16 protein-coding genes are annotated in these 26,533 nt (G+C 48.8%); 8 read left to right on the top strand and 8 right to left on the bottom strand.

Features of this window, described 5'->3' with window-relative positions; genetic code table 11:
* Window positions 1-3 precede the first annotated feature (3 nt).
* Together ppx and ppk1 are read right to left on the bottom strand one after the other, a co-directional pair.
* Complete coding sequence (gene ppx, locus AKJ31_RS13665; protein ID WP_053409654.1) at window positions 4-1,506, bottom strand: exopolyphosphatase; 1,503 nt, start codon at window positions 1,504-1,506, stop codon at window positions 4-6.
* Entirely contained in the window at window positions 1,463-3,589 is a 2,127-nt protein-coding gene (gene ppk1 / locus AKJ31_RS13660) for a polyphosphate kinase 1 (protein WP_053409653.1), read from the bottom strand. The genes ppx and ppk1 overlap by 44 nt, the downstream gene beginning before the upstream one ends.
* 196 nt (window positions 3,590-3,785) lie before the next feature.
* On the opposite strand from ppk1, the gene AKJ31_RS13655 reads away from it, so the two are divergent.
* The 4 genes from AKJ31_RS13655 to phoU are packed head-to-tail and all read left to right on the top strand — an operon-like array spanning window position 3,786 to window position 9,189.
* Window positions 3,786-5,969: an ABC transporter permease subunit gene (locus AKJ31_RS13655; RefSeq protein WP_053409652.1), complete on the top strand. Its 2,184-nt coding sequence runs from the start codon at window positions 3,786-3,788 to the stop codon at window positions 5,967-5,969.
* Window positions 5,970-5,995: 26 nt separating this feature from the next.
* Window positions 5,996-7,642, top strand: coding sequence for a phosphate ABC transporter permease PstA (gene pstA / locus AKJ31_RS13650; protein WP_053409651.1), 1,647 nt, complete (start codon window positions 5,996-5,998; stop codon window positions 7,640-7,642).
* Window positions 7,643-7,644: 2 nt separating this feature from the next.
* Window positions 7,645-8,463 carry a phosphate ABC transporter ATP-binding protein PstB gene (pstB, locus tag AKJ31_RS13645; protein ID WP_053409650.1) on the top strand — a complete coding sequence of 273 codons (819 nt, stop codon included), beginning with the start codon at window positions 7,645-7,647 and terminating at the stop codon, window positions 8,461-8,463.
* A gap of 27 nt (window positions 8,464-8,490) precedes the next feature.
* Window positions 8,491-9,189 (top strand): phosphate signaling complex protein PhoU, encoded by a 699-nt coding sequence (gene phoU, locus AKJ31_RS13640; RefSeq protein ID WP_053409649.1) that lies wholly within the window; start codon window positions 8,491-8,493, stop codon window positions 9,187-9,189.
* 6 nt (window positions 9,190-9,195) lie between these two features.
* Here the strand turns inward: phoU and ppk2 are convergent, their stop codons facing one another.
* The 4 genes from ppk2 to AKJ31_RS13620 all read right to left on the bottom strand — a co-directional run bounded on the left by ppk2 (window position 9,196) and on the right by AKJ31_RS13620 (window position 12,249).
* A complete protein-coding gene (gene ppk2 / locus AKJ31_RS13635) occupies window positions 9,196-9,978 on the bottom strand; it encodes a polyphosphate kinase 2 (protein ID WP_053409648.1) in 783 nt (260 codons plus the stop codon).
* Window positions 9,979-10,062: 84 nt separating this feature from the next.
* Window positions 10,063-10,809: a copper homeostasis protein CutC gene (locus AKJ31_RS13630; protein ID WP_053409647.1), complete on the bottom strand. Its 747-nt coding sequence runs from the start codon at window positions 10,807-10,809 to the stop codon at window positions 10,063-10,065.
* Between the two features lie 142 nt (window positions 10,810-10,951).
* A complete protein-coding gene (locus tag AKJ31_RS13625; RefSeq protein ID WP_053409646.1) occupies window positions 10,952-11,254 on the bottom strand; it encodes a YebG family protein in 303 nt (100 codons plus the stop codon).
* A gap of 101 nt (window positions 11,255-11,355) precedes the next feature.
* Entirely contained in the window at window positions 11,356-12,249 is an 894-nt protein-coding gene (locus AKJ31_RS13620; RefSeq protein ID WP_053409645.1) for a LysR substrate-binding domain-containing protein, read from the bottom strand.
* A gap of 111 nt (window positions 12,250-12,360) precedes the next feature.
* Between AKJ31_RS13620 and AKJ31_RS13615 the strand changes: the two genes are divergently transcribed.
* A complete protein-coding gene (locus AKJ31_RS13615; protein ID WP_053409644.1) occupies window positions 12,361-13,335 on the top strand; it encodes a TDT family transporter in 975 nt (324 codons plus the stop codon).
* A gap of 60 nt (window positions 13,336-13,395) precedes the next feature.
* Here AKJ31_RS13615 and AKJ31_RS13610 read toward each other — a convergent pair whose 3' ends face one another.
* Both AKJ31_RS13610 and AKJ31_RS13605 read right to left on the bottom strand, forming a co-directional pair.
* Window positions 13,396-14,709 (bottom strand): mechanosensitive ion channel family protein, encoded by a 1,314-nt coding sequence (locus AKJ31_RS13610; RefSeq protein WP_157052360.1) that lies wholly within the window; start codon window positions 14,707-14,709, stop codon window positions 13,396-13,398.
* 265 nt (window positions 14,710-14,974) lie between these two features.
* The gene (locus AKJ31_RS13605) at window positions 14,975-16,795 is read right to left on the bottom strand and encodes a DUF3413 domain-containing protein (RefSeq protein WP_053409642.1); all 1,821 of its coding nucleotides are present in this window, start codon (window positions 16,793-16,795) and stop codon (window positions 14,975-14,977) included.
* Between the two features lie 249 nt (window positions 16,796-17,044).
* On the opposite strand from AKJ31_RS13605, the gene recC reads away from it, so the two are divergent.
* From recC to recD, 3 genes are all read left to right on the top strand, one after another.
* Window positions 17,045-20,509 (top strand): exodeoxyribonuclease V subunit gamma, encoded by a 3,465-nt coding sequence (recC, locus tag AKJ31_RS13600; protein WP_053409641.1) that lies wholly within the window; start codon window positions 17,045-17,047, stop codon window positions 20,507-20,509.
* 273 nt (window positions 20,510-20,782) lie between these two features.
* Window positions 20,783-24,403 (top strand): exodeoxyribonuclease V subunit beta, encoded by a 3,621-nt coding sequence (recB, locus tag AKJ31_RS13595; RefSeq protein ID WP_053409640.1) that lies wholly within the window; start codon window positions 20,783-20,785, stop codon window positions 24,401-24,403.
* Between the two features lie 2 nt (window positions 24,404-24,405).
* A complete protein-coding gene (gene recD, locus AKJ31_RS13590; protein WP_053409639.1) occupies window positions 24,406-26,514 on the top strand; it encodes an exodeoxyribonuclease V subunit alpha in 2,109 nt (702 codons plus the stop codon).
* Window positions 26,515-26,533: the final 19 nt, after the last annotated feature.

The following is a 26,533-nucleotide window of genomic DNA, read 5'->3' as shown; positions in this document are numbered from 1 at the left end:
AAGTTAGAAATCGAGTTCCCAACCTACGTTGTGCCAATACTCCTGCTCGGTTAGCAAATCCGCGTGGAGCAACTTGTTATGCTCCAGCCAATCTGGCTCATCCGAATTGAGTGTCCACTTATCGCCGTCGACGGTTAATGACAACGGTGGCAACGGGTCATCGTTACGCTGGCCGTTGACCAATATCGCAAGGCGCAAGATGCGGATCAGACCGATGATGTGCTTTTTCTTGTAGAGAGAAAACTCTTCCATTTCATTCAGTTTGAGCGCTTTACGTTGAAAGCGCACCAACATCGCCAATACACGCTGTTGCTCGCGGTTGAAGCCGGGCATATAAGTGTGACGAAGGATGTAGGCAGAATGGCGATGAAATGCCTGTAAGCTGATGTTGAGTCCGACTTCGTGCAGTAGCGCACTCCATTCGAGTAAGTCCGACAGCTCAGAGCTTTTCTTGATGCTCAGATCAGAATGGACCTGCTGGAAAAACTCCTGAGCCTGACCTTTGATCTTAGCTGCGTGCTCGAGGTCGACCAGATGTTTGCTGGCAAGGTTTTCTGTGGTGCGCATGCGGATGTCAGAACGCTTAAACGCATCTTCCATCTCGAACAGTAGACCTTCACGTAACGCGCCCTCAGAGAAGTGCATTTCGCTGATTTTCAGGTCTTTGATAATCGCTGACAGAATCGCGACACCAGCGGCAAACACGGGTTTACGCTCCGGCGTTAAGCCAGCAAGCTCGATATCGTCGATGGTTTGCCATTCGCACAGTTTCTCGACCAGTTTATCCAGGCGCTTGGCGTTGATTAAACCGTCTTCAAACCCGAGACCAATTAGAACCTCCCGGATGGCTTTGATGGTTCCCGAAGAGCCAAAGGCGATATCCCAGCCTTTTTTACGGTAGCGATGAGCGATCGATTCTAGTTTTTGCTCTGCCGCGAGTGTGGCGTTGGCAAAGTTCTTTTTCGACAGTTTACCGTTAGCAAAATAGCGGTTGGTGTAGCTCACACAACCCATTTGCTTACTGTTGATCAGCTCGGGTTCAAACCCTTTGCCGATGATCATCTCGGTACTTCCACCACCGATATCGACCACCAGCTTAGAATCAGACTCTGGCTGGGTGTGGGCAACGCCAAGATAAATCAAACGCGCTTCTTCTACGCCGGGAATGATTTCAATCGGAAATGGCAGCACTTCTTGAGCGCGCTGCAAAAAGATATGGGCGTTGTTTGCCTGACGCAAAGTATGGGTCGCAGCGATACGGACGTTGTCTTCTTCGAATCCCTGCAGGCGCTCGGCAAACATGGCCAGCACTTCTAATCCACGCTCGATGGAGGCGTTATCGAGGTTTTTCTGGCTGTCTAAACCCGACGCAAGACGAACGCGCTGTTTGTGGCGGCTGACGAGTTGTAAGTCTTGGTCGACGACTTTCGCCACCACCATGTGGAAACTGTTAGAGCCGAGATCAATCGCGGCTACGTCTCGAATCTGCGGGGATTGATTCTTCATATTTAGGCTGTTCTTTACGTTTTTTGGTTTGTCTTTCTACATTTTTAAGATAGTCGTAAATAGCAATCTGCGAACGGACTTTCTTGCGGTTTCCGCGCGGAACATAAGTGTTGCTCATTTCTTTATCGATCCAGCGTGCTTTCACTGTATCGGTAAAGTGGATATTAATGATATCAATAATGCGCTGTTTTAGACGTTCGTCACGCACTGGGGCGGTCACTTCGATACGGTAGTCGATATTACGCGTCATCCAGTCAGCCGAAGAGATATAAACTTGTGGGTCTCCGTCGTTATGGGTGATCAGTACACGAGGATGCTCCAAGAATCGGTCGACAATACTGATGATCTGGATATTGTCGCTCACCCCTTCCACGCCAGGAACCAGCGAACACATACCGCGAATGATCATTTTAATGTCGACGCCGAAGGTGCTGGCGCCGTACAGTTTGTTGATTAAACCACGGTCGACCAAGTTGTTCACTTTGAGTGTAATCGACGCTTTTTTGCCTAGCTTGGCGTTGGTGATTTCGTTGTCGATCAAACGATAAAGCTGCTTACGCGAGTTACGCGGCGAGACCAATAAATGGTTGAAGCGCACCGGACGGTAAGGGTTTTCTATGTAGCCAAAGACATTACGCACTTCGTCGGTTAAATCTGGGTCGGCGGTCAGTAACGAGAAGTCGGTGTAGATACGCGCGGTTTTCTCGTGGAAGTTACCGGTACCTATGTGCGCGTAGCTAACTACCTCGTCGCCTTCTTTGCGGCTGATCAGCAGTAGCTTAGAGTGGATCTTAAGCCCCGGCGCGCCAAAGATGACGTGCACGCCGGCTTCGGTTAGTACGCGAGACCATTCGATATTTGCCTCTTCGTCAAAACGCGCTTGTAGCTCGACCACCACGGTCACTTGCTTGCCATTGTGGACCGCATCGATCAGTGAGTTCATCAGGCGCGAGTCTTTTGCCACGCGATAGATGTTGATTTTGATGCTCAGGACTTTCGGGTCAAATGAGGCTTGCCTTACCAGTTCACTGATGTGGTCAAAGGTGTGGTACGGGTAATAGAGGAGAATATCTTGCGCTCTGATCGCGTCAAATTTGTTGGCGTAGCCTTCAAAATCGGCACATTTCATCGGTGGCAGCGGTTTATTCTCTAAATAGTCGCGACCGACATTAGGGAAACCGATAAAGTCTTTGAAGTTGTGGTAACGTGCGCCGGGGATTAGGCTGTCATAGTTAGAAATTTGCAGTTTTTCACACAACAGCGCCAGCATTTCAGGTGGCATGTCGCGCTGATAAACAAAGCGTACTGGCATCGCGGTTAAACGCTGACTTAAACCTTCCGACATTTGTTCCAGTAAGCTGTGTTCAACCTCGTGGCTCAAGTCGTATTCCGCGTCACGTGTCATTTTCATCGCGTAGCCGTGCAGCTCTTCAAAATCGAAAAAACCGCGGAACAGTTCATCCAAGCAGTAGCGGATAATATTATCGAGCAGAATAATGGTTTTACGACGTTTGCCTTTTTGCTCCGGTACCATGACAAAGCGAGGCAAGTGGTCGGTCGGGATTTCGATCAGCGCGTATTGGCTTTGCTCCTGATTTTTAATGTCGACCGCAATGTAAGCGTATTCGTCTTTTAAGAATTGCAGTACATCGATATCGTCATGCAGCAGCAACGGGGTGATATGCGGAAGGACTTCACTGGTAAAATATTTTTTTACCCACTTTTGTTGCGCTTCGCTGAGTTGGGTTTCGTTGACCAGAAAAATTCGCCGACGCGCCATTTCTCGGATCAGTTCGGCGTACAGTTCGTCAAAGCTTTCATTCAATCTGAGCGCTTTGGTCTGCATTTTTGTCAGTAAGTGTTTGGAGTTGTCGTTGCCGCCACGTTCTTGGTTAATCAGAATTCGGCGTTTTACATCGGCAAAGCGAACTTTGTAGAACTCGTCTAAATTGTTGGAAAATATACCTAAAAAGCGAATGCGCTCGATGAGAGGAACACTCTTGTCGGCTGCTTCTTGTAGCACCCGTTCATTGAATGACAACCAGCTTAGTTCCTTCTCGATATACAGCTTCTCTGCGCTCATGGTCTTATCTTCCTAACGTAACTGACGAAAGTGGAGGACTGATTTGTCCTTCAAGCGTAGCAAATTAAGATCTTTATATGACACTTTTATGGCAATTTTTTATTGCATTGTTTTCAGCGGTTTAATGGGATCTGTAATATAATTGTCACCTAATCGACATATTATACATCTGGGTTAATTTAAGTAAGTGAGACAAATGGCCAAAGCCGAATTTTCATTACGTGAGCGTGATCGAAAGCGATTGATTAAAGACCGTTTGGTTCGGTTTGCGGTATCGACAGGTGGTGTCGGTGTTTTAGCGGCTTTGGTGCTGATCTTTGTTTATCTTGCGATGATGGTTCTGCCGTTGTTTTCCGACGCGCAGCTGACGCCAAACGTCGCCAAACAGAGCGTGCAAGTTGCGCAACCTGTCGCGCTTGGCGTGGATGATTACGGTGAGCATGCTTATTTAATTTCCCAGCAAGGCTCCATCGATTTTTGGCAACTCAATAGCCTTGCTACTCAGCCAACACATAGCGTGCAAATCTCGGGTGACTACAGCTTGTTTGCGAAAAGTGTCGCCGCTCAAGGTTGGTTTGCTTTTGCCAATCCATCTGGTGAAGTGACGTTATTTCGACCTGAAATGACCAGTACTCTGCAAGGACAAAAACGCGCATTTTCTCCTTCTGTTGAACAGCAAACAGTACCGCTTAGCTTAAAGGGTGAAGATGACTTAAAGCAGTTCGCGTTTGCTTATGACGAGCAGATTACTTTAGCGGGTTACTACCAGGACGGGCGCGTGAAAGTGGTGTGGCAAGACCAAGCGGAGTCGCCTGTCAGCTATACCTTTAATCAACCGTTTGCTGGTTTAGAACAACTGATTTTAACGCCAGACGGCAATACACTTTATCTGCGTACTGGCTCAGAGCTGGTCGTGGCGAAGAAAGTGCAGCAACGTTTTGTCGTTCGTGAAATTGTCGATTTGAGTCTAGGCGAAGAAAAACACGTCGTGAGCGATATCCAGTTGTTGTCAGGCGCGTACTCGCTACTGGTTAGCCATCGTGACGGATTGGTCTCGCAATGGTTTGACGTGCTCAGTGACGGCGAGCGAAAACTGACTCATATTCGTGAATTTAAGCTCGCGTCGGCGCTGCAGTTTTTATTGCCAGATACGTACCGCAAGGGCTTCTACAGCTTCTACATCAATGGCACGGTCCAAAGCCATTACACCACCAGTGAAAAGCTGGTGATCTTCAATCGCGCTTATGAAAAAGCGCCGCAACTGGCGGCGATGTCGAGCAATGAAAAGTTCTTAATTGCGCTGTCATCATCGACGCTGTCGTTGGCGAAAATCGATAATCCGTTCCCTGAAATTTCATTGTCGTCGCTGTGGCAAAAGGTCTGGTATGAAAGCTACCCAGAGCCTGCCTATGTTTGGCAGACAACCTCAGCTAATGATTCGTTTGAAGCGAAATTTAGCTTAGTTCCAATTGCATTTGGTACGTTGAAAGCGGCTGCGTTTGCGATGTTGTTTGCTGTACCGATCGCGGTGCTGGGCGCGGTTTATACGGCCTACTTTATGACGCCGAAAATGCGCCGCGTAGTGAAACCTTCGATTGAACTGATGGAAGCGCTGCCCACGGTAATCATCGGCTTCTTAGCGGGGTTGTGGTTTGCGCCGATTGTCGAGCGCCACCTTGCCGCTGTGGTCAGCCTGATGCTGTTTTTACCATTGCTGATTGTATTGGTGGGATTGGCGTGGCATAAGCTTCCTCGCGCTTGGGTGAGCCGCTTTGCCAATGGTTGGCACGCGGTGATCTTAATGCCAGTCATCGTGTTATTTGTTAGCGCGATTTTGTCGCAAAGCGGCGCAATCGAGCAGTGGTTGTTCGCGGGTGATGTGCGCGTCTTCCTAGCCGAACAGGGCATCGACTTTGACCAGCGCAACGCGTTAGTGGTCGGCTTTGCGATGGGCTTCGCCGTAATACCGACCATTTTTACCATCGCCGAAGACGCGATTTTCTCGGTTCCGAAACACTTGTCTGATGGCTCATTAGCGCTTGGTGCCACCCAATGGCAAACCCTGATTCACGTGGTGCTACTGACTGCAAGCCCAGGTATTTTCTCCGCGATTATGATGGGTCTGGGCCGTGCGGTGGGAGAAACGATGATAGTACTGATGGCGACAGGTAACACTCCGGTGATGGACTGGAACATCCTTGAAGGGATGCGCACCTTATCAGCCACCATTGCGGTGGAAATGCCAGAGTCGGAAGTCGGCAGCTCGCATTACCGAATATTATTCCTCGCTGCGCTGATACTGTTGGTGTTTACCTTTGCGGTGAACTCAGTCGCGGAGTGGGTAAGACAAAGATTAAGAGAAAAATATCGTGCGCTTTGAGCAAGTTATGGAAGGAACAGATAGCCGTGTTTAAGTGGCTCAAATCAGGCTCTCCATGGATATGGTTAACCGGCGGTGCGGTCAGCATCAGTCTGTTGTCCGTATTGGGTTTGCTGCTGCTTATTGGTTGGAAAGGACTGTCTTATTTTTGGCCTGCGCCTTTGTATCAGTGGGAAACTGAACAAGGCAAAGTATTGGTAGGTCAGCTCTACGCAGAAGAGTATGTTCAGATCAGTCACCTTGAAGAAATGGATGTCGAACTGCCGAAAGAGATACAAGAAAAGGGCTTAGTCAAACGTCTTAGCATCAAAGTTGCTAACCGAGACATCTATCCGGCCGACTTTGTCTCTATCTTAGAAATCGATGTGTTGAAGCGCACTAAACCGCAGGGTTGGGCGGTGGTCGAGCGTACACGAGGCGGCGACTTCTACGGTGTGCCTCAGGGCTACTACCTAGAAGACGGTTCAGTCGTCAAAAACTACCAACAACAGATGCAGCTGGGTTTGGAGTTCGCCGACTCAGTGCGTAGTGACATCGATAAACTGGTGAGCAAACAGATTCGTGTGTTAAGTGCTCAAGCGGAAAAGTTGCGACTAGAGCAACGCAAAAGAGAACTCAACGGCACGCTGGACCAAGCGTTTATGACCCGTTTTGATAGTCAGTCGGCGATCATTAGCGAGCAGTTGACAGAAATGGAGTCGCGTTTGGATGACTTACGCCGCCAACTAGAGCAGCAAGGGTTGCTGATCCAAGACATGTACGGCGATGTGCACAAAATTCCGCTCAATTACGCTTTAGATATTTGGTATCCAAATCAAATGTCGTTGGGTGAAAAGTTGATCCATTGGGGTAAACAAGGTTGGAAGTTCTTGTCTCAAGACCCGCGCGAGTCAAACTCAGAAGGTGGTGTATTCCCGGCGATGTTTGGCACCGTATTGATGGTGTTGATCATGTCGATCATTGTGATGCCACTCGGTGTGATTGCGGCAATCTATCTGCACGAATACGCGAAGAACAATGCTTTCACCCGTATCATTCGCGTCGCGGTCATTAACTTGGCGGGTGTACCATCCATTGTCTACGGGGTATTTGGTTTAGGCTTTTTCGTTTATACCCTAGGTGGTTCGATTGACGCGCTGTTTTACGAAGAGCGCTTACCGGCGCCGACATTCGGTACACCTGGTCTATTGTGGTCAGCGTTGACGCTGGCGGTTCTGACGCTACCAGTCGTGATTGTTGCGACGGAAGAAGGCTTAACCCGTATACCTAGTTCGGTTCGTCACGGCTCGCTGGCATTAGGCGCAACGCAGTTTGAAACCATGTGGCGAATCGTGTTGCCGATGGCGAGTCCAGCAATCATCACCGGATTAATTCTTGCGGTAGCCCGTGCCGCTGGCGAAGTAGCGCCGTTAATGCTGGTGGGGGTGGTGAAACTGGCCTCAAGCTTACCAGTCGACAGCCAGTTCCCGTTCTTACACCTAGAGCGTAAATTTATGCACTTAGGCTTTCATGTCTATGATGTTGGCTTCCAAACCACTAATATTGAAAGTGCAAGGCCACTGGTTTATGCCACGTCATTTTTGCTCGTTACGGTGATCATTGGGTTGAACCTGACCGCAATTAGCATCCGCAATAACTTGCGCGAGAAATATCGAACCTTGGGACAAGATTAAAGATGTTTTCAGTAGATCAAACTCTGGGGTATCCAGCCCCGTTAGATGTGAACAACTTAAGCGATGAGCAAACCGCGATTGCCATCGAAGAGCTTAATTTGTTCTATCAAAACGCCCAAGCGTTGACCGATATCTCGATGCGAATCCCCAAAGGTCAGGTAACGGCGTTTATCGGTCCGTCGGGCTGCGGTAAATCGACGCTGCTGCGTTGCATCAATCGTATGAACGATCTGGTGGAAGGGTGCCGAGTGGAAGGCAAGGTCAAGCTGTACAATAAAAACGTCTACCATCCGGAAGTGGATGTTGCGACCTTGCGCCGCCGAGTCGGAATGGTCTTCCAAAGACCGAATCCATTCCCCAAATCGATTTATGAAAATGTGGTTTACGGGCTACGTCTGCAAGGCATTAAGAACAGTCGAGTGTTGGATGATGCGGTGGAACGTTCGTTGCGTTCAGCAGCGCTTTGGGATGAAGTCAAAGACCGACTGCACGAAAACGCATTTGGTTTGTCTGGTGGTCAGCAGCAACGTTTGGTGATTGCCCGCGCGATTGCGATTGAACCAGAGGTGCTATTGCTCGACGAACCAACATCGGCGTTGGATCCAATCTCAACCTTGACCATTGAAGAACTGATCAATGACCTGAAAACCAAATATACTGTAGTTATCGTTACGCATAACATGCAGCAAGCGGCGAGGGTAAGCGATCACACGGCGTTTATTCATATGGGTAAGTTGATAGAGTACTCAGATACCGATTCTATTTTTACTTCACCATTGAAAAAGCAGACCGAAGACTACATTACTGGTAGATACGGTTAAGAAAACTAAGGGAGTTAGAGACATTTCATGAATTTTGGTCGTCACATTTCAGGTCAGTTTAATGTCGAGCTCGAATCGATCCGTACCCATGTATTAACCATGGGGGGTTTGGTTGAGCAGCAATTGTCATTCGCTATGCAGGCGTTGAATAAAGAGGACATTGAACTAGCAAGAAAAGTGGTGCGCGACGACCATAAAGTCAACGCGATGGAAGTCTCTATCGACGAAGCTTGTACCCGTATTATCGCTAAGCGACAGCCGACCGCGAAAGATTTACGTTTGATCATGGCGATCATCAAAACCATTACCGACCTTGAACGTATCGGCGATGTCGCGACTAAGATGGCGTATGTGGCGATCGAAAGTCCTTCCTCTAAAGAGCGCCAATTTCAGGTTTCGCTCGAGCCTTTGTGCCGTCAGGCGATCACTATGCTGCACCAAGTACTGGATGCGTTCGCGCGTATGGACGTAGATGCAGCGGCAGAAGTGTACAAGCTAGATGATAAAATTGATGCAGAATACGAAGCGGTGATCCGTCAGCTAATGACCTACATGATGGAAGACCCGAAAAACATTCCCAATATCCTACAGGTCATGTGGTCAGCGCGCGCAATTGAGCGAGTTGGTGACCGCTGCCAAAACATTTGTGAATACATCATCTACTTCGTCAAAGGCAAAGACGTTCGCCACCTTGGTGAGCAAAGCATCGATGACGCGTTGAAGTAATACGCCCTAATACCTCTGCGGGACAAAGGTTTGTTCTTCGACGGGGGCGCGTATATAGCCTTCTTTATTCAACTCGGGTAGCTCAATTGGTGGGTAATCCACTTCCTGATAATCAATCTGGCTCAACAAATGGCTGATGCAGTTTAGCCGCGCGCGCTTTTTGTCATCAGAAGGCACAACCCACCACGGGCAATGTTTCGAATCAGTGTGCAGAAACATCTTGTCTTTGGCTTCTGAATATTCCACCCAGCGGTTGCGTGATTCCAAATCCATTGGGCTGAATTTCCATCGTTTCAGCGGAGTGTTGATGCGGTCCAGAAAGCGCTGTTCTTGCTCTTCGTCGGAAACGGAAAACCAGTATTTGATCAGGATAATCCCCGAGCGTTGCAGCATGCGTTCGAATTCTGGACAAGAGCGGAGAAATTCTTCGTACTCATCTTCGTTACAAAAGCCCATCACTTTTTCGACCCCTGCGCGGTTATACCAACTGCGGTCAAACAGCACGATTTCTCCGGCAGAAGGTAAATGCGCCACATAACGCTGGAAGTACCACTGGGTCTTTTCTTTTTCCGTTGGGGCAGGTAGGGCTGCGACGCGGCAGATACGAGGGTTGAGCTTTTCGGTAATGCGTTTGATGACGCCACCTTTGCCAGCGGCGTCTCGACCTTCAAAGATTACGACGACTTTGAGTCCGTCACGTTTTACCCATTCTTGCAGTTTCACTAACTCGACTTGCAAGCGTTCTAGCTCTTTGTGATAGAACTTTTTATCCAGCTTTCCGTTGCCCATACTCTGCTCCTTGCGAGATAGCTAACTATTGGTCTCTATATTCAATATGTTAGCATCGCGAGTGTGCAAAGACGTATCTCGAAGTTAAGAACTGAGAGCCTCAACGACCTGACGAATGGCGTTGGAATCGGTAACCGGAATCGCAAAATCATCGACGTCCTGTGCGCCCATTTTTGCGCTCTCGGCCACTAACGCCATTTTACTTGGGCGAGTGGTTTTTCCGGACAGATGTACTTCTCGCACGCCAGTTTTTTCCACCAACTTCGCCACATTGCTGGCGTTAAGTCCTGCGCCAGCCATGATTGAAATTCGTCCGTCTGCTTGTTTGACCATCTTGGCTAATGTGTCGGCCCCTTGTTCGACATTCGCCGCTAAGCCAGAGGTTAATACTCGTTCGCAACCTAGACCAATAATCGCTTCCAGCGCTTGTTCTGCGTTTCTGCACTGGTCGATAGCTCGGTGGAAAGTCACGCCCAGTCCGTATAATTTTGCTCTCTCTACCAATTGCTGAGCTAAGAGGAGATCAACGTCACCATTGGCTTTTAGGACGCCAAACACAACCCCTTGCAGTCCTGCTTCTGCGGCAGCTTCGATGTCATGCATCATTGAATCAATGTCATCTTGGTCGTAGAGAAAATCCCCTTGGCGCGGACGAATCATGGCGTAAACGGGTACGGTTGAGATCTCGGCGGCTTTTTTCATCAGGCCAAAGCTTGGCGTCAATCCGCCTAACGACAGGGACGAGCACAGCTCGATGCGCGTTGCTCCGCCAGATATTGCATTGTGTAGGGATTCTAAGTTGTCGATACAAACTTCAATGTGGTAGTTCATTGGACTGCTCTCAGGTGAGGAATAGAGGTATTTTAGCCTGTTTGAAATAGTGCAATTAGGGTAAAGATAACGGTTTTGCTTTTCCCTAAATAGAAAAAACCTCAGCAATGGCTGAGGTTTTCTGATTGGCTGGTTTGGGTGCTTATGCCGCGTCTTCTTGAGCTTCTGGCTCTTCTTTATCAACCGCAGCCACTTTTGCTTTCTTTGGTGCAGGTTTGCGTTTTGCGCCCAGTGCGTACAGCACTTCTTCTTTGTTTTGTGCCAGAAACATAGCCAAGTCTTCTTGCTTGCCTTCGTCTTCCAGCAGTTCACTTTTACCTAGTAGCTCAAATAGCTCGTCCGCCATATCAAGCATTTTATCGTATGCGTCAGCTTCCGCTTTAGAGGTAAAAGTCATTTTCTCTTCTCCATTGCGTTCTACCACGTACTTGACGATTACAGCCATGGTTGGTCCTCTAGTTAAATTTGCCCAAGTAATTACTGTCTGTTTATACAGTTTTTGACCAGTTAAGTCCAGACAACCCCTAGGATATGCGAACTAGGTGGTTACTCTTTACTCCACTGGTCACAGAATTCGATAAAGCTTTTCAATAAAGGGCTTTGGTATTTCTCTTTGTGCACCAGCAGCCAATAACGGCGTTTCATATCCAGTGGCAATTTGAGCTCTACCACACGGCCATCTTTTAGCGCTGGTTCGGCGGCGAGTTTAGATAAGCAGCCTAGTCCTAATCCTGCCGATACACAGTTAATCAGCGCCTCGGTTGTGTTGAGCTGAAACGCTTCTTGCCACTGCTCGATACGTGGGGCGATCGCGCGGAGGAAAAACTCTCTCGAGCCCGAGCCTGCTTCGCGCAAAATCCAATCGCTGTTTTCTAAGTGGCCGACAGTAAAGCTTTGTTGAGTGGCTAACGGAGATGACGGTGAGCATATCACGCACATTTCATCTTCGCTAAACTGCTGAGAAATCAACTGCGGGTGCAGAGTTTTACCTTCGATCAAGGCAATATCGAGCTCGTAATCGACCAACTTTTCACAAATCAATGCCGAGTTGGAAATGAATAGGCTTTGCGATTTGTGCCCGGTGTGGTTTCTGAAATCGCTTAACAAATAAGGCGCGACTTGATTGCCAATAGTGTCACTGGCGCCAATTCTCAACGCACCAACAAGCGTTTGGTCACCCTCAAACAGCTGCTCAATGTTCTCTGCGCGCTCGATCAGTTCATCGGCGAGAGGCAGAAGTTTTTGTCCTTCCTGATTGAGAATCAGTCGGTTATTGACCCGGTCAAATAAAGAATGACCGATCTGCTTTTCCAGTTCGGCGAGCGACATACTCACCGCCGCTTTGGAGAGAAACAAGGCTTCCGACGCGGACGTTAGCGTGTCGTGTTGGGTGATGGCGATAAACACCCGTAACTGTTTAAGTGAGATATTGCTGGCCATAATATGATGTTTAGTATTACTGAACGTTTGTTTTAAATAATTAGATATATTAGAACGAAGTGCAAGTGTAATATCGCTGACATCAACAGTGAGTCTGTCTGTGAGGTCAACATGATTCAGAAAACAAAAGCGAAAGTAATGGCTGCACCAACCCCAATGGCGGGTTTGGCGCTTGGTATCGCCAGCTTGGGCTGGAGTTGGGAGAATGCGATTGAGCTACAAGGCTACGGACAGTGGATGAGCTCTGGGATCGCGAGTGTGTTGCTGGTGGTATTGGCGACGAAGTTTTTGCTGCATAACCACCTGCTAAGAGAGGACCTTGCTCATCCTGTAGTCGGCAGTGTTGTGCCGACGTTTGCGATGGCGACCATGGTAGTGTCGAACTCACTTGGTCATTTTTACTCAATCGTAGGTGATGTGCTTTGGTTGATTGCGGTTCTTTTGCATATTGTGTTTTTGGTGAGCTTTGTTTACCACCGTTTGCAAGATTTTGAATTGCATCATATGGTTCCAAGCTGGTTTGTACCGCCGGTGGGCATTATCGTCGCGGACGTGTCGTTTTCGGGTAACCCAGCGTTAGCGCCGATCGCACATGGCGCTTTAGTGTTTGGCATGTGTGCGTACGCCGTCATGTTACCTATGATGATTTATCGCTTTATGTTTACTCATGAGATTCCTGACGCGGCAAAACCGACGATGGCGATCATGGCAGCGCCAGCGAGTCTTTCGCTGGCGGGGTATCTAACTGTTGTCAGCACGCCATCTCCGGTGGTGATTGCGTTGCTGTTTGGTATTGCAGTGTTGATGACGGCGATTATCTACTTGGCGTTTTTCAAACTGCTGAGACTGCCATTCAGTCCAGGTTATGCCGCCTTTACCTTTCCGATGGTGATTGGTGCGACGGCGTTATTTAAAATGGCGAACTGGATGGAAACACACGGACTAGCCGAGCACTATATCGCGCAAGTGCGTGGGTTGGCGGGTATTGAGTTAGTGGTTGCGACGCTTGTGGTGGGTTATGTTGCACTGCAGTACATCAATCATCTGTTGGTCAAACCGCGTTTAATGACCGCGCACCACGCTTAATGTCCGTTCTCAATCGAGCCCCTTGGCTGACTCCAAGGGGCTTTTTTGTTGCTCCAGTATTTAAGGTTTCTTGGCAAACTCCTCGCCATCGCCAGTAGACACCACCCGAATATCGCGTTGTGGGAATGGAATCTCGATGCCATTGTTTTGCAGGGTTTCGAGAATGATTAGCAATAGGTCACCTCCGACCCGATTGCGCCCGTCATCAATCCCTTCCATCCAAAATTCTACAAACATATTGATCCCTGAATCCCCGAAGCTGTCTATTTCACAATCCGGGCGCTCTTCAAACGGAACACTCGGGCCGCTCAATACTTGCGGGTGAGAGGCCACCGCAGTTTTGATTAGCTCTACCATGCTGCGAACATCGGTTTTATAAGCGACTGAAAAATCGACTCGGTAGCGTTGTTTGGTGTTTTTGTGCGTCCAGTTGGTAAACGAGCTGGAGATGAACTTTTCGTTCGGAACCACAATATCTTTACCATCAAAGGTTTCGAGTGTGGTTGAGCGCATATTGAGCTCGGTGACCGTTCCCGTACGGCCGTCTTCCATCTCTATGTAATCTCCGACGGAAATCGAGCGGTCAAAAATAATGATGATGCCGGAGATAAAGTTCGAGGCTATTGCTTGTAGACCAAAACCCAGCCCAACACCGACCGCGCCACCGAATACCGCCAACGCGGTGAGGTTGATGCCCATCAACTGCAGGATCAGAAGAATAACGGTAAAAAACAGCGTGACTTCAAACACTTTGGCGACAATTTCACGCGTACGAAAGTCGAGTGATTGTTGCTTACGAATGATGGTTTGACCGGTGGCGTTTGAGACGCGCCCGAGCCAGAAAAGTAACGAGCCAAAAATCAGCGTTCTGACCAGGCCGTACGCGGACAAATGAATATTGCCCAGTTCAATCGACATCGATTCGAGGATGTTAATGATGTCATCGAGTATCCCGATGGCGTAAAACACCAGAATCGGAATACCAATCCAGCGAAACGCGATCGCAACCAGAGGAGTTCTGATCACTAGCGTAATAAAGGAGTTGAACAGCAACAGAATAGCAATCGCAAATGCCACTTTGATCACCCAACCATGTTGGATATAGAGCTGGCTGAACTCGAGAGAAATCCTCAGTAGCAGTATCGCCAAGATAGGGAATAGCAGTTTGCCGCAGCGATAGACCAAGGTTCGAATTGGGAAGTCACTCTCTGGAGACGGTGGTGCGCGCAGAATGGGGACGTACTTATACACCCGATTCGCCAGAAGATACGCGAGCAAATAGATTAGAGTGATAATACCAATCTGACTGTATGTTTCGACACTGGACATGGAGGCAATAAAAGAGTGGTAGTAACCAGTGATAAAATCCATCATCGACTCCTTACTTTGCTTGTCCTATGTGTGGGCAAACTCAGAGATTGAGATACAAGGCATCTCGGTAAGGGCATATCCAAGGCGCTTTAAATTTTGGATTAATAAGTGTTTAACGTTGTGATTAAGTGTTGTAGCAATTTGCTTATTCGTCCAGAAACGAACTCTGACAGAAAGGCTTTAGTACGAGAGTTAGTGTGATAGTCGTGAATGGAAAAATACACCCCAGCAGGAACGGTGCTGGGGTGCTTTGTTGAGATTTTTGAGGTTAACGGTGATAGAAACGGGACATATCGCCCAAGGCTGAACGAATCACATCAACCGGAACTGGTTGATCATCCTCGACTTGCAATTGACGATCAAATTGCTGTGAATGACCGCCGGGGTTGACCACCAGCATTGTCTCTTTCCCTACCAGAGCGTAGTTGTAGTAACTGCCAGCGATAAACCAGTCGCGAGATTCGTTATCGTCAAACAGATCGTAACCGACACTGTAAGAAGAGGTATCGGCATCGACATCAAACAGCATATTCATTAACGTCGGCACAATATCGTAATGGGTGGTGCGATAGTCGATTTGCGCTGGTTGCTGGTCGGGAAGATAGACATACAGCGGCACTTTAACCTGCGTATCGCTGTAGTTACCCGAATGCCCCCAATAGTTCATCTTGTGATCGTTAAACTCTTCACCGTGATCGGACGTTATCACCACGATAGTGTTGTCCAAATCGACGTTCTCCAGCACCTTTTCGATCAAGTTATCAATGTAGTAGAGCGAGTTCTTATATCGATTGTGGTACAGCGACGCGTCAAACTCATTGTCGAGTAGGATATGGTCAACACGTTCCCAGTAAGGCTTAAACTTGGCAAAGTCAGGCTCAGGAAAATCGGTACCATGAGCCGCGTCGTAGAACAAGAAACTGAAGTAAGGCTTATCGCTTTGCTCACTCTGGAACTGAATAAACTCGTCGGTAATTTCTTGATCGCGCTCAGATTTGCTATCACCACCACGCTGCAACGTCAGGTTTTTCACATTCTTAAATACCGTACGTGACAGCGGTGGACTGGTCAGTGGCGCAGAACCAAAGATTCCCATCCGGTAGCCTTGTTGTTGCAGGGTATTGATGAATACCGGAGAGGTTTGGCTAGCATGAAAACTGTCCCAATAAGTCGCAGGCAAACTGTAGAACAGGCTGAATATGCCCGCTTGCGTCGAGTTGCCACCGCTCATGTGTTGGGTGAAGTTAGAGGTTTTGCCGATAAACTGACTGACGTTAGGCATCACGTCTGGCGTTACATCGCTATAACGCCAGGCATCGATTAAGATGAACAAAACATTGGGTTGTTTGTTTTTGGCGACCACATTCACTGGCTCTAGCGGGTAGTTGAGCGCACTGCTTTCAACGTTGGTCAACTCAACGCGATTCTTTGACGCGATACTCTCATCCACTAGCTGATGTTTATAGATAAACTTGCGTGCGGTGAGCGGGTAGTAAAGCGGCCAGTTATTGGAAAACTGGCTGACTTCATCGTCGTACAATGCATTTTTGTACGCGTGCACGGCTTGGGTACTAAGCAACAATGCGAACCACACACCAATCAGAACGAACTTCGCTCGGCTATGAAGCAATCTAGTGCTCAGCCAAACCGTGCACGCCAGACCAAGGACCAGTAACGCCACATCGCCGATAAAAATCAGCCAACTCATCCAAGAGATACCAAAGACTTCGTCAGCGCCTTCAAAGAACATCCGAATCATGAGTGCGTTGATGTGCAGTTTGTATTGCTGGAAGACCAAAATATCGACTTTAAGCATCACCAACATAAAGATCGCGATAGCAATAACCACACCTTTAAACCAGCGTGGTGGCAGAACAGAAAACAGCAAGCTTAGCAGCATGAATGGCACAGCAATCAAGCCCAGCCATGCGTATTGAGTTGAGAGCAGGTAGTAACCCTGCAATAACGTCAGTGGTTCAGATTGGTTGCTTGACACTAAAAAGGGATAGCAAGCTATTGCCAAGTAAGGGACAAAGCAAGCAAAAAAGGCAACTAGCCAAGCGCTGTTAGAAGTAACTTTACGAAACATACGTTTTTTTACTTATATTAATATCAGTGCTGAAGTATAAAACAGTGTTTTTTATTTCGGAATATTGCGACGTAAATCACACTGTGTACTGAAGTGTAAGATTTCGCTTACATGTTAAATTTAGATGTTTCGTGACCAGTTTGTGTATTAGCTAACCTTTTGTTATCTCGAGTCTCAAGATTGCTGCGGGAAAAATTTTCCCTGTGCTAAGCTAGCTCACAGTTTAAACTGGCGCTCGGTGCACTTATTTTGTTTACTGTTTACCACTCCAACCAAGTTGATATCCTCAAGTCGCTGTTAGTTGAGCTGATTCGTCTCAATCCACTCGAAAATCCGTTCGAAGCGGAGCAGATTCTGGTGCAAAGCCCAGGTATGTCTCAGTGGTTAAAAATGGAGTTGGCGAAAGAGTTTGGTGTGGCTGCCAACATCGAATTTCCGCTGCCTGCGACCTTTATCTGGAACATGTTTACCGAAGTGCTTCCCGATGTGCCAAAACGCAGTGCTTTCAACAAAGAAGCGATGACGTGGAAGTTGATGACGATCTTGCCAAGCATGTTGGAGCTGCCAGAGTTCGCCGCGCTCAACCGTTACTTGGACAATGACCCTGATGCCAGTAAGTTGTACCAATTGGCGGAAAAAATCGCCGATATTTTTGATGGCTACTTGGTGTATCGCCCAGAATGGATAGCCGCGTGGGAAGCAGGGCAACGCGTAGCCGAGCTTGAAGATGAGCACCCATGGCAGCCACTACTTTGGCAGGCGCTTTATGATCATACTGTTGCCCTCGACCAATCACCGTATCATCGCGCCAATTTATACGAGCATTTTATCGAAACGCTCGATAACTACAGCGGCAATTTTGAACACCTACCGAAGCGTTTATTTGTTTTTGGTATCACTTCACTGCCGCCGCGCTACATGGATGCACTGAAAGCCATCGGTGAACACATTGATGTGCATTTAATGTTCACCAACCCGTGTCGTTATTACTGGGGTGAAGTGCGCGATCGAAAATACCTTGCGCGATTGGCAGCCCAGCACCGTAAACACCTCGTCTGGCAACAAGATCATTCAGAACAAGATGGGGAAAGCGCCCAGCTTAAAGGCAGCCTCGAAGACAATCTCTCTGACGAGCTCCATACCAACGTGGTTGGCAACAGCTTGTTGGCGTCAATGGGCAAACTTGGCCGCGATAATATGTATTTGTTGTCGCAGTTGGAGTCGCACGAAATTGAAGCTTTTGTCGATGTTGAGCGCGATTCGCTGCTCCATCAACTGCAAGCCGATATCCTTAACCTTGAGGAACACCAAGACGACCAAGCGCTAGAAACCAGCCAGCATAAACAAGTCGTTTTGACTGGCGACCGCTCGTTGTCTCTGCACGCTTGTCATAGTCCAATGCGTGAAGTGGAAGTGCTGCACGACCAACTGTTGGCGATGTTTGACGCTGACCCAACGCTTAAGCCGCGCGATATCATCGTCATGGTTGCCGACATCAATGCCTACAGCCCGGCTATCCAAGCTGTATTCGGTAATGCGCCGGGTGAACGTTATATTCCTTATTCGATTTCAGACCGTACGGCAGACCAAGAAAGCCCGATCTTAAACGCCTTTATGCAGTTGGTGAGCCTGCCGAACACCCGTTGTCTGGCCTCTGAGCTGCTAGAGCTTTTGGAAACACCGGCGATCTTGGCGCGCTTTGCGTTGAGCGAAGACGATTTCATCCAAGCCAAACAGTGGGTTGAAGAGTCTGGCATTCGCTGGGGACTGAACGCATCGACCGGACGCGAATTTGATCTGCCAGAGACGGTACAGAACACGTGGCAATTTGGTATTCAGCGGATGTTATTGGGCTATGCGATGCCAGAATCTGCGGGGCTGTTTGCTTCAACCTCTGGCGCGATTTCGCCGTTTAACGAAGTTCAGGGCATGGGCGCAGAGCTGGCGGGTAAACTGGCACACTTTATCGAAACCATTGATAGCTACCGCACTAAGCTGGCTCGCACGCAATCCGTCGACAGTTGGCGAGAAGTGTTAACCCATTTGTTGGATGACTTTTTCACCGTCGAGTTAGAAGGCGAAGCGGCGCTTAAATCGATCCGCGATACCTTGGCGGCGCTCAAAGAGCAGCTTACCGATGCGGCGTTTGAGCAACCACTGACGCCATCGATCATCAGCCAATATCTACAAAATAAGTTGTCTGGTACAAGAGTGAGTCAGCGTTTCCTCGCCGGACAAGTCAACTTCTGTACCTTGATGCCAATGCGCTCAATACCTTTCAAAACCGTCTGTTTGCTGGGGATGAATGACGGGATCTACCCGCGTTCTGTTCCGCCAGAAGGGTTTGACTTAATGAACGGCCGCGCGAAACCTGGTGACCGTTCGCGCCGAGACGATGACCGCTATCTGTTCTTAGAAGCGATGTTATCGGCGCAGCAAACTTTGTACATCAGCTACGTTGGCCGTTCGATACAAGACAACACCGAGCGAGTTCCGTCGGTATTGGTATCTGAGCTGATGGAATATTGCCACCAGAACTATTGTTTAGCTGGTGACGAAGCACTGCCTTGTGATGATTCAGGTGACCAACTGCTGAAAGTTTTGATTCACCACCATCCTATGGTGCCGTTTTCTGTTGATGCGTTTGTCGGTGAACAAGCCAGTTATGCGAAAGAGTGGTTGCCGGCGGCGAATCGACAAGGACAAGGTGGTGGCGAGTTTAATCGTCAGTTGAGTGACTACCTTGACGGTGCGACGTATCCATTGGAGCTCGATTTGGTCGAGTTGCAACGGTTTTGGCGTTTGCCCGTGCAGTATTTCTTCAACCGACGCTTAAAGGTGGTGTTTGAACCGCCATTGCCAGTCATGGAAGATGATGAACCGTTTGTTCTGGGCGGGCTGGAAAGCTATCAAATGCGCGACAACTTACTCGCTACTTTGCTAGGGCAGCAACTGGAGGGACAAGCCGATACTCAAGCGATCATTTCCCAATTTGTTGAGCAGCAGCGAGCGCAGGGCAAACTGCCTGTCGGTGCATTTGGTGACATCGAATTCGAAACCAACCGCGTGCAAACGCAAGAGCTAGTAGAGAAACTGACTTGGTTGTGTCAATCCCAAGGTGATGACTTAGAAGTCAAACTCACTTTTGATCTGCTCGGTGAAAGTAAACCGATCCATTTAACCGGTTGGTTAACCCAGCACTACGCCTCTGGTCTAATTCGTTTTCGCAGCGGGGCTATTCGCGCGCAAGATTATCTGGCCGCATGGATTGACCACCTTGCGATGTGTGCGATGAAACAAGCTAAGCGAACCCATCTTATCGGTTATGACCGCAAAGAGGGCGTAGTTCACCTTGTTTACCCACCGATTGACGACGCATCACAAGCTAAGTCGTTGTTGGCTGAGTTGGTTCGTTTGTTCTATCAAGGGATGACGCAGCCTTTGGCCTATTTCCCTAAAACCGCACTCGCGAGCGTTGAAGCGGGCTTTAGCCGTGGTAATTGGGTCGATGATGAAGAAAAATCATTGAAGAAAATGGCAGACACATTTAACGATGGTTACATGGTGAATGGCGAAGGTAACAACGCGTATATTGCACGCATTTGGCCAACGTGGAACGAGGAACTAGCGAAACAGGTTCGCACTCTGGCGGCGTTAGTGATTCAAGCACCAAGATTGGCGGCGAAAACACTCGAAGATATGGAATCGTCGTGAAGATCAAATTGGGAAATTAAGTGGCCGCCAGTAAATCATTATTGTGTAGGGCGTTCGCTGTACGGCCACAGGTCAGAGGGACCATGATTGGGTTGGTATCTTGCAGCGGTTGCTGCTCAACGCGTGCGGTGGATACTAGCGGTTCGTACAGCGTTCTGCCGTGAGGCAGATCTCATTAAGATCTTATGTACCAAGCAGTTTTACTAATAATTTGCATTTTTAAGTCAGGATCACATTGGCATTCCGACTTTTTGTTTTAAAGGCTAGATATTTATGACAGCAACGTCAGTAGCGACAACGCTAAATACTATGACTTTTCCATTGCACGGAGCGCGTTTGATCGAAGCATCGGCGGGCACAGGCAAGACCTTCACCATTGCTGGTTTATACCTCCGTTTGCTTTTGGGTCATGGCAGTCCTGAAACAAAACATCGGGTGCCGTTAACGGTCGACCAAATCCTTGTCGTAACGTTTACCGAAGCTGCGACCGCCGAATTACGTGACCGTATCCGCGCGCGTATCCACGCCGCAAGGCTTGCTTTTTCGCGAAGCAAAAGTGATGACCCAGTCATCGCGCCGTTGCTGGAAGAGATTGCCGACCACAAGCAAGCAGCAGAAATACTGCTTCAAGCCGAAAGACAAATGGACGAAGCCGCGGTGTATACCATTCACGGTTTCTGCCAACGGATGTTAACGCAAAACGCGTTTGAGTCTGGCAGCCGTTTTAGCAACGAGTTCGTTACCGACGAAAGCCACCTCAAAGCGCAGATTGTCGCGGACTACTGGCGACGCAACTTCTATCCGTTGCCGATCCATCTTGCGGGTGAAGTGCGCCGAATTTGGTCTGCGCCGTCTGATCTGCTGGGTGATATCAGTCGTTATCTTACGGGCGCGCCGCTGAAACTGACGGTCGAAGCGATGCAAGGCAGCTTGGCCGATCTGCACCAAGCCAACTTAGCGCGCATCAACGAGTTGAAAGCTGCATGGCGTGAAAGCCAAGACGACTACCTCACGCTGATCAGCGATTCGGACGTGAACAAGCGCAGTTATAGCAAAAAATCATTGCCTGCGTGGCTTGAAGCAGTGAACGAATGGGCGGCGAGTGAAACCAGCGGCTATGACTATCCGGATAAGCTGGAGAAGTTTGCGCAAAACGTGCTGGTCGAAAAGACTCCGAAAGGCACGCCGCCTACACATCCGGTGTTTGCGGAGATTGAAAGCTTCCTTGCCCAGCCCATTTCACTTAAAGCGCCGATTCTGGCTCATGCGATCGAACATTGTCGTGACATGCTTGCTCAAGCAAAACAGCAGAAACAGTGGCTATCATTTGATGACTTATTGACGAATCTCTCTGCGTCGATTGATAGCGATGAATCAATGCTGTTGGCAGAGCGCATTCGCTCACTTTATCCGGTGGCGATGATCGATGAATTTCAGGATACCGACCCACTGCAATACAGTATTTTTAGCCGCATTTATCTGCATAACCCTGAATGCGGTTTGTTTATGATCGGTGACCCGAAACAGGCGATTTATGGCTTCCGTGGCGCAGATATTTTTACCTACATTAAAGCACGTAAGCAGGTCTCTTCTCATTTTACGCTTGGGACTAACTGGCGCTCGAGTGCTGAAATGGTCTCGGCGGTGAATCAGGTGTTTGCATTGCCTGACAGCCCATTTATCTACGACCAAGACATCCCATTTACCCCTGTCCATTACAGTCCGAATGCCGAACAACGGATTTGGACCATCGATGGTCAAAAGCAACCTGCGTTAACCTATTGGCTGCAGGACGCCGACGACAAACCGCTTGCTAAAGGCGAGTATTTAAACGCGATGGCGCAAGCGAGCGCAGACCAAATCCACGCGATTCTTAGCGCTGCACAACAAGAGCAAGCCTACTTTGAAACCGGTAAAGGTAAACAAGTTATCCAAGCGGGTGACATTGCCGTGTTGGTCAGGACGGGTAACGAAGGGCGGATGATCAAAGAGGCGTTGGCGAAACAAGGCATTGCCAGCGTTTATCTTTCAAACCGAGACAGTGTGTTTACCTCCACGGTTGCACAGGACTTGCAGCGACTATTGCAAGCGGTGCTGACGCCGGAAAATGATCGAGCGTTGCGCGCAAGTTTGGCGTCTGAACTGTTTGCCCTTGATGCCGGCACACTCGATAAGCTCAATAACGATGAGAATGAGTGGGAAAACGCGATCAATGAGTTCAAGGAATACCGTAAGCTTTGGACTCAGCGCGGTGTGCTGCCGATGCTGCGCAGCGTGATCAGCAAGCGTCATATTGCCGAGCGATTACTTGAAGAGCAAAGCGGTGAGCGCACTTTGACCGATTTAATGCACATCGGGGAACTGTTACAGCAGGCGAGTATTGAACTCGATAGCGACCACGGTCTATTGCGTTGGCTGGCACAGTCGATCAGTGATGCAGAAAATGGCTTGGGCGGCAGTGAGGACGAAATCCAGCGCTTAGAATCCGAAAGGAACTTGGTACAAATCGTCACGATTCACAAATCGAAAGGTCTTGAGTATGACTTGGTGATGTTGCCGTTTGTGCTCAGTTATCGAGAAGCGAGTGAAGCCAAATACTACGATGCAGAAAGTGACCGCACTGTGCTGGATATAAGCGGGCAGGGTGACTCACTCAAGCAAGCGGACAAAGAACGCCTTGCGGAAGATTTACGCTTAATCTATGTGGCGCTGACCCGTGCAGTCTACGGCTGTTTTATCGGCGCTGCCCCGATTCGTAACGGACGTTCAAGCAAAGAGCCAACTGGCGTGCACCGCAGTGCAATGGGCTACCTGTTGCAAAATGGCCAAGAAGGTGGCATCAACGATTTAACCCTCGCTATTCAGAAACAGGTCGAGCAGCTTGATTGTGTCGCGTTGGCTGATTTACCAGAACCACACGACACGCCGTTTGTTGCTAGCCAATCACAAGCGCAATCATTGCGCGCGCGCGAGCTGCAAAATGGCATCGACCGCAGCTGGCGTATCACCAGTTATTCTGGCTTGATTAAGCAAGGCCACTCGACCCATGGCGACGATGCGCTGACAGACTTAATGCGCCTGGATGTTGACTCGTCTGGAGAGCAAGACCAAGAAGAAGTGCTTGAGCCAGAACGAACGATTTTCACTTTTCCACGCGGTGCAAGGCCAGGTACGTTCCTGCACAGCTTGTTTGAAGAAGTAGAGTTTACGCAACCCGCGACCGGCGATGAGAACACGCAGGTGATCTTGGCGCTGATGGAAAGCGAACAGCTCGAAGAAGAGTGGCTACCCGTCTTACAACAGCTGATCGATACGGTGCTAGCAACGCCACTCGACGGTAAGAAGTTAACACTCAACCATAAGCAGCCGTCACAACGCTTGGTGGAAATGGAATTCTTGTTACCGATAGAAGTGCTGGCGGCGCCAGCGTTAAACCGCGTGATTCAACGTCATGACCCATTATCAGCCAAAGCGGGTGATCTTGGTTTTCAAACTGTGCACGGCATGCTCAAGGGCTTTATCGACTTAGTGTTTGAACACAATGGTCAGTATTTTGTCTTGGACTGGAAGTCGAACTATTTAGGCGATGACGTAAGCCACTATCACGGCGAGGCGCTGAAATCGGCGATGGCTGAGCACAGATACGACCTGCAATATCAAATCTACGCGTTAGCACTGCACCGCTTTTTACGCAGCCGCTTACCGAACTACGATTATCAGCAACATTTTGGCGGTGTCTACTATCTCTTCCTACGTGGTATGGATGGTGAAAGCGAGCACGGCATCTTCTCGGCCAAACCGAGCTTGGAGTTTTTACAAGATATGGACCGCTTAATTGACGGACAAAATATCGATACCAGACACAACAGTTCTGGCCAGATGGAGTTGATTTAATCATGCAGAACTTGGTAGAGAAATTAAAACAACTAGCAGAGAAAGGTTCAATTCGTCAGCTTGATTACCAATTTGCCCGCTTTATCTTGGCGCAGTCACAAGACCAAGCATTAGCGTTTATTGCAGGTGTAGTCAGCAGTGAGTTGGGCAAAGGTCATATCTGTTTGCCATTGCATGATTCACAAGGACAGCCGGTTGATTTGGCCGCCAAACTCGGGTTGTTTGGCGATGCTGCACTTGAACTTAACCAGCAGCTCATTGCGACTGATTGGCGTGAGTTGCTTACGGCTTCGGCTTTGGTTGGTCAACAAGGTGAAGCATTACCTTTGATGTTTGACGGTGAACGACTCTATTTGCACCGCTACTGGCATTATGAAATCGCCCTTGCTGAGAGATTAAATAGCTTTGGGACACCCATGCTCCTAAAGCCCGATGAAGTACAAAAACTTTCAGAGCTGCTCGCGCACTTGTTTGCGAGAAACTATCGCTATCTGTTTGAAGATATTAAGAAATTAGAGCAAGAGTCGAAAGTTACACCGGTCGCTTTACAGCGTTTGGTGTGTGACCACTTAGATGTCGTTGACGATGAAAATCTCGATTGGCCTACGATAGGCCAAAAGCTCCAAGGCGTATCAAAAATCGAGCAACTATCTGTGTTGGAACAGTTGGTGCCGTTGTCTGCGTGTGTTAACTGGCAAAAAGTCGCAGCCGCGATTGCGTTGAGCAAACGCTTTGCGGTGATCTCCGGCGGACCGGGCACGGGTAAAACGACGACGGTAACCAAACTGCTTGCGGCACTGATTGAACAAGCGAAACAACTGGGTGAGCTGCCTACGATTAAGCTGGTGGCGCCGACCGGTAAAGCCGCCGCAAGGTTAACCGAGTCGATTGGTAAAGCGATTGACGAGCTTCCGGTTTCACCAGAGCTAAAGCAAGCGATCCCGACTGACGCGAGCACAATTCACCGTTTGCTGGGCGCAATCCCAAACAGCGCGGAATTCAGACATAACCACGATAATCCATTGCACCTAGATATTTTGGTGGTCGACGAAGCGTCGATGGTTGATTTACCTATGATGTACAAGTTGGTCGACGCGCTGCCAAAGCACGCACGTTTAATTCTACTGGGTGACAAAGATCAGTTGGCGTCTGTAGAAGCCGGCGCTGTGCTGGGAGATATTTGCTCGTTTAACCAGTTTGGTTACAGCGCTCAGCAAGGCGCTCTGGTTGCACAATTGACGGGTTATCAAACCCTTGCTCAAGGAAATAGTCAAACAACGAGTATCGCCGATAGTCTGTGTATGCTGCAAAAAAGTTATCGCTTCGATGCGCGCTCCGGTATCGGACAACTGGCTAAAGCGGTTAACTCAGGTTCGGCGCAAAACGTCGATAATGTTTGGCACAAAGACTTTAGCGACATCGCGAAGTTTCCAATCGACAGCCAGCATTACAACCAGCTGATTCAGTCGTTAGTGACCGAATACGCGCCTTACCTCAAACGTGCCTCGCAAGCCGAGATGGATCCAGACAGCGGCGAACCAGAGCGCATTGAGCGCCGAGCAAAAGCTGCGTTAGATGCTTTTGCACAATGTCGTCTGCTGTGTGCTGTGCGCGAAGGAGACTTTGGCGTGGCAGGGCTTAACTTGCGGATCGAAAAAGCACTCGCGGCACGAAAGTTAATCCAAGTTCAGGATGAGATCTGGTATCACGGCCGACCGGTTATGGTTACGCGCAATGACCATGCGCTTGGTCTGTACAATGGTGACATCGGCATTTGTATTCGTGATGAGGTCGAAGGTGAGAGTAAGTTAAAGGTGTTCTTTGAATTACCTGACGGTAGCGTGAAGTCGGTACTGCCAAGCCGAGTGCCGGAGCATGAAACTGCCTACGCGATGACGATCCATAAATCACAGGGTAGTGAGTTTAGTCATACCTTGATGATTTTGCCGCCGGACTTTACCCCGATACTGACGCGAGAGCTAATCTACACAGGCATTACACGGGCTAAACATCGTTTAAGCTTGTATGTTGATGATCGAGTAGTGAAGCGTGGGATTAAAGTGAAAACCGAACGAGCCAGTGGTTTAGTCAGTCGATTGTCGCGCAGTTAATTAAGTACCATTAGTTAAA

The organism is Vibrio hepatarius (genome assembly GCF_001274785.1).
In the GTDB taxonomy this organism is placed as follows: domain Bacteria; phylum Pseudomonadota; class Gammaproteobacteria; order Enterobacterales; family Vibrionaceae; genus Vibrio; species Vibrio hepatarius.
Note: the sequence above shows the minus strand (reverse complement) of the source record. Positions and strands in the feature narration are given on the sequence as shown.

Excerpts from the sequence above, each read along its gene's own strand:
- ppx (WP_053409654.1), bottom strand. The coding sequence starts at position 1,506 with ATGAAGAATCAATCCCCGCAGATTCGAGACGTAGCCGCGATTGATCTC.
- ppk1 (WP_053409653.1), bottom strand. The coding sequence starts at position 3,589 with ATGAGCGCAGAGAAGCTGTATATCGAGAAGGAACTAAGCTGGTTGTCA.
- AKJ31_RS13655 (WP_053409652.1), top strand. The coding sequence starts at position 3,786 with ATGGCCAAAGCCGAATTTTCATTACGTGAGCGTGATCGAAAGCGATTG.
- pstB (WP_053409650.1), top strand. The coding sequence starts at position 7,645 with ATGTTTTCAGTAGATCAAACTCTGGGGTATCCAGCCCCGTTAGATGTG.
- phoU (WP_053409649.1), top strand. The coding sequence starts at position 8,491 with ATGAATTTTGGTCGTCACATTTCAGGTCAGTTTAATGTCGAGCTCGAA.
- ppk2 (WP_053409648.1), bottom strand. The coding sequence starts at position 9,978 with ATGGGCAACGGAAAGCTGGATAAAAAGTTCTATCACAAAGAGCTAGAA.
- AKJ31_RS13630 (WP_053409647.1), bottom strand. The coding sequence starts at position 10,809 with ATGAACTACCACATTGAAGTTTGTATCGACAACTTAGAATCCCTACAC.
- AKJ31_RS13625 (WP_053409646.1), bottom strand. The coding sequence starts at position 11,254 with ATGGCTGTAATCGTCAAGTACGTGGTAGAACGCAATGGAGAAGAGAAA.
- AKJ31_RS13620 (WP_053409645.1), bottom strand. The coding sequence starts at position 12,249 with ATGGCCAGCAATATCTCACTTAAACAGTTACGGGTGTTTATCGCCATC.
- AKJ31_RS13615 (WP_053409644.1), top strand. The coding sequence starts at position 12,361 with ATGATTCAGAAAACAAAAGCGAAAGTAATGGCTGCACCAACCCCAATG.
- AKJ31_RS13610 (WP_157052360.1), bottom strand. The coding sequence starts at position 14,709 with ATGATGGATTTTATCACTGGTTACTACCACTCTTTTATTGCCTCCATG.
- AKJ31_RS13605 (WP_053409642.1), bottom strand. The coding sequence starts at position 16,795 with ATGTTTCGTAAAGTTACTTCTAACAGCGCTTGGCTAGTTGCCTTTTTT.
- recB (WP_053409640.1), top strand. The coding sequence starts at position 20,783 with ATGACAGCAACGTCAGTAGCGACAACGCTAAATACTATGACTTTTCCA.
- recD (WP_053409639.1), top strand. The coding sequence starts at position 24,406 with ATGCAGAACTTGGTAGAGAAATTAAAACAACTAGCAGAGAAAGGTTCA.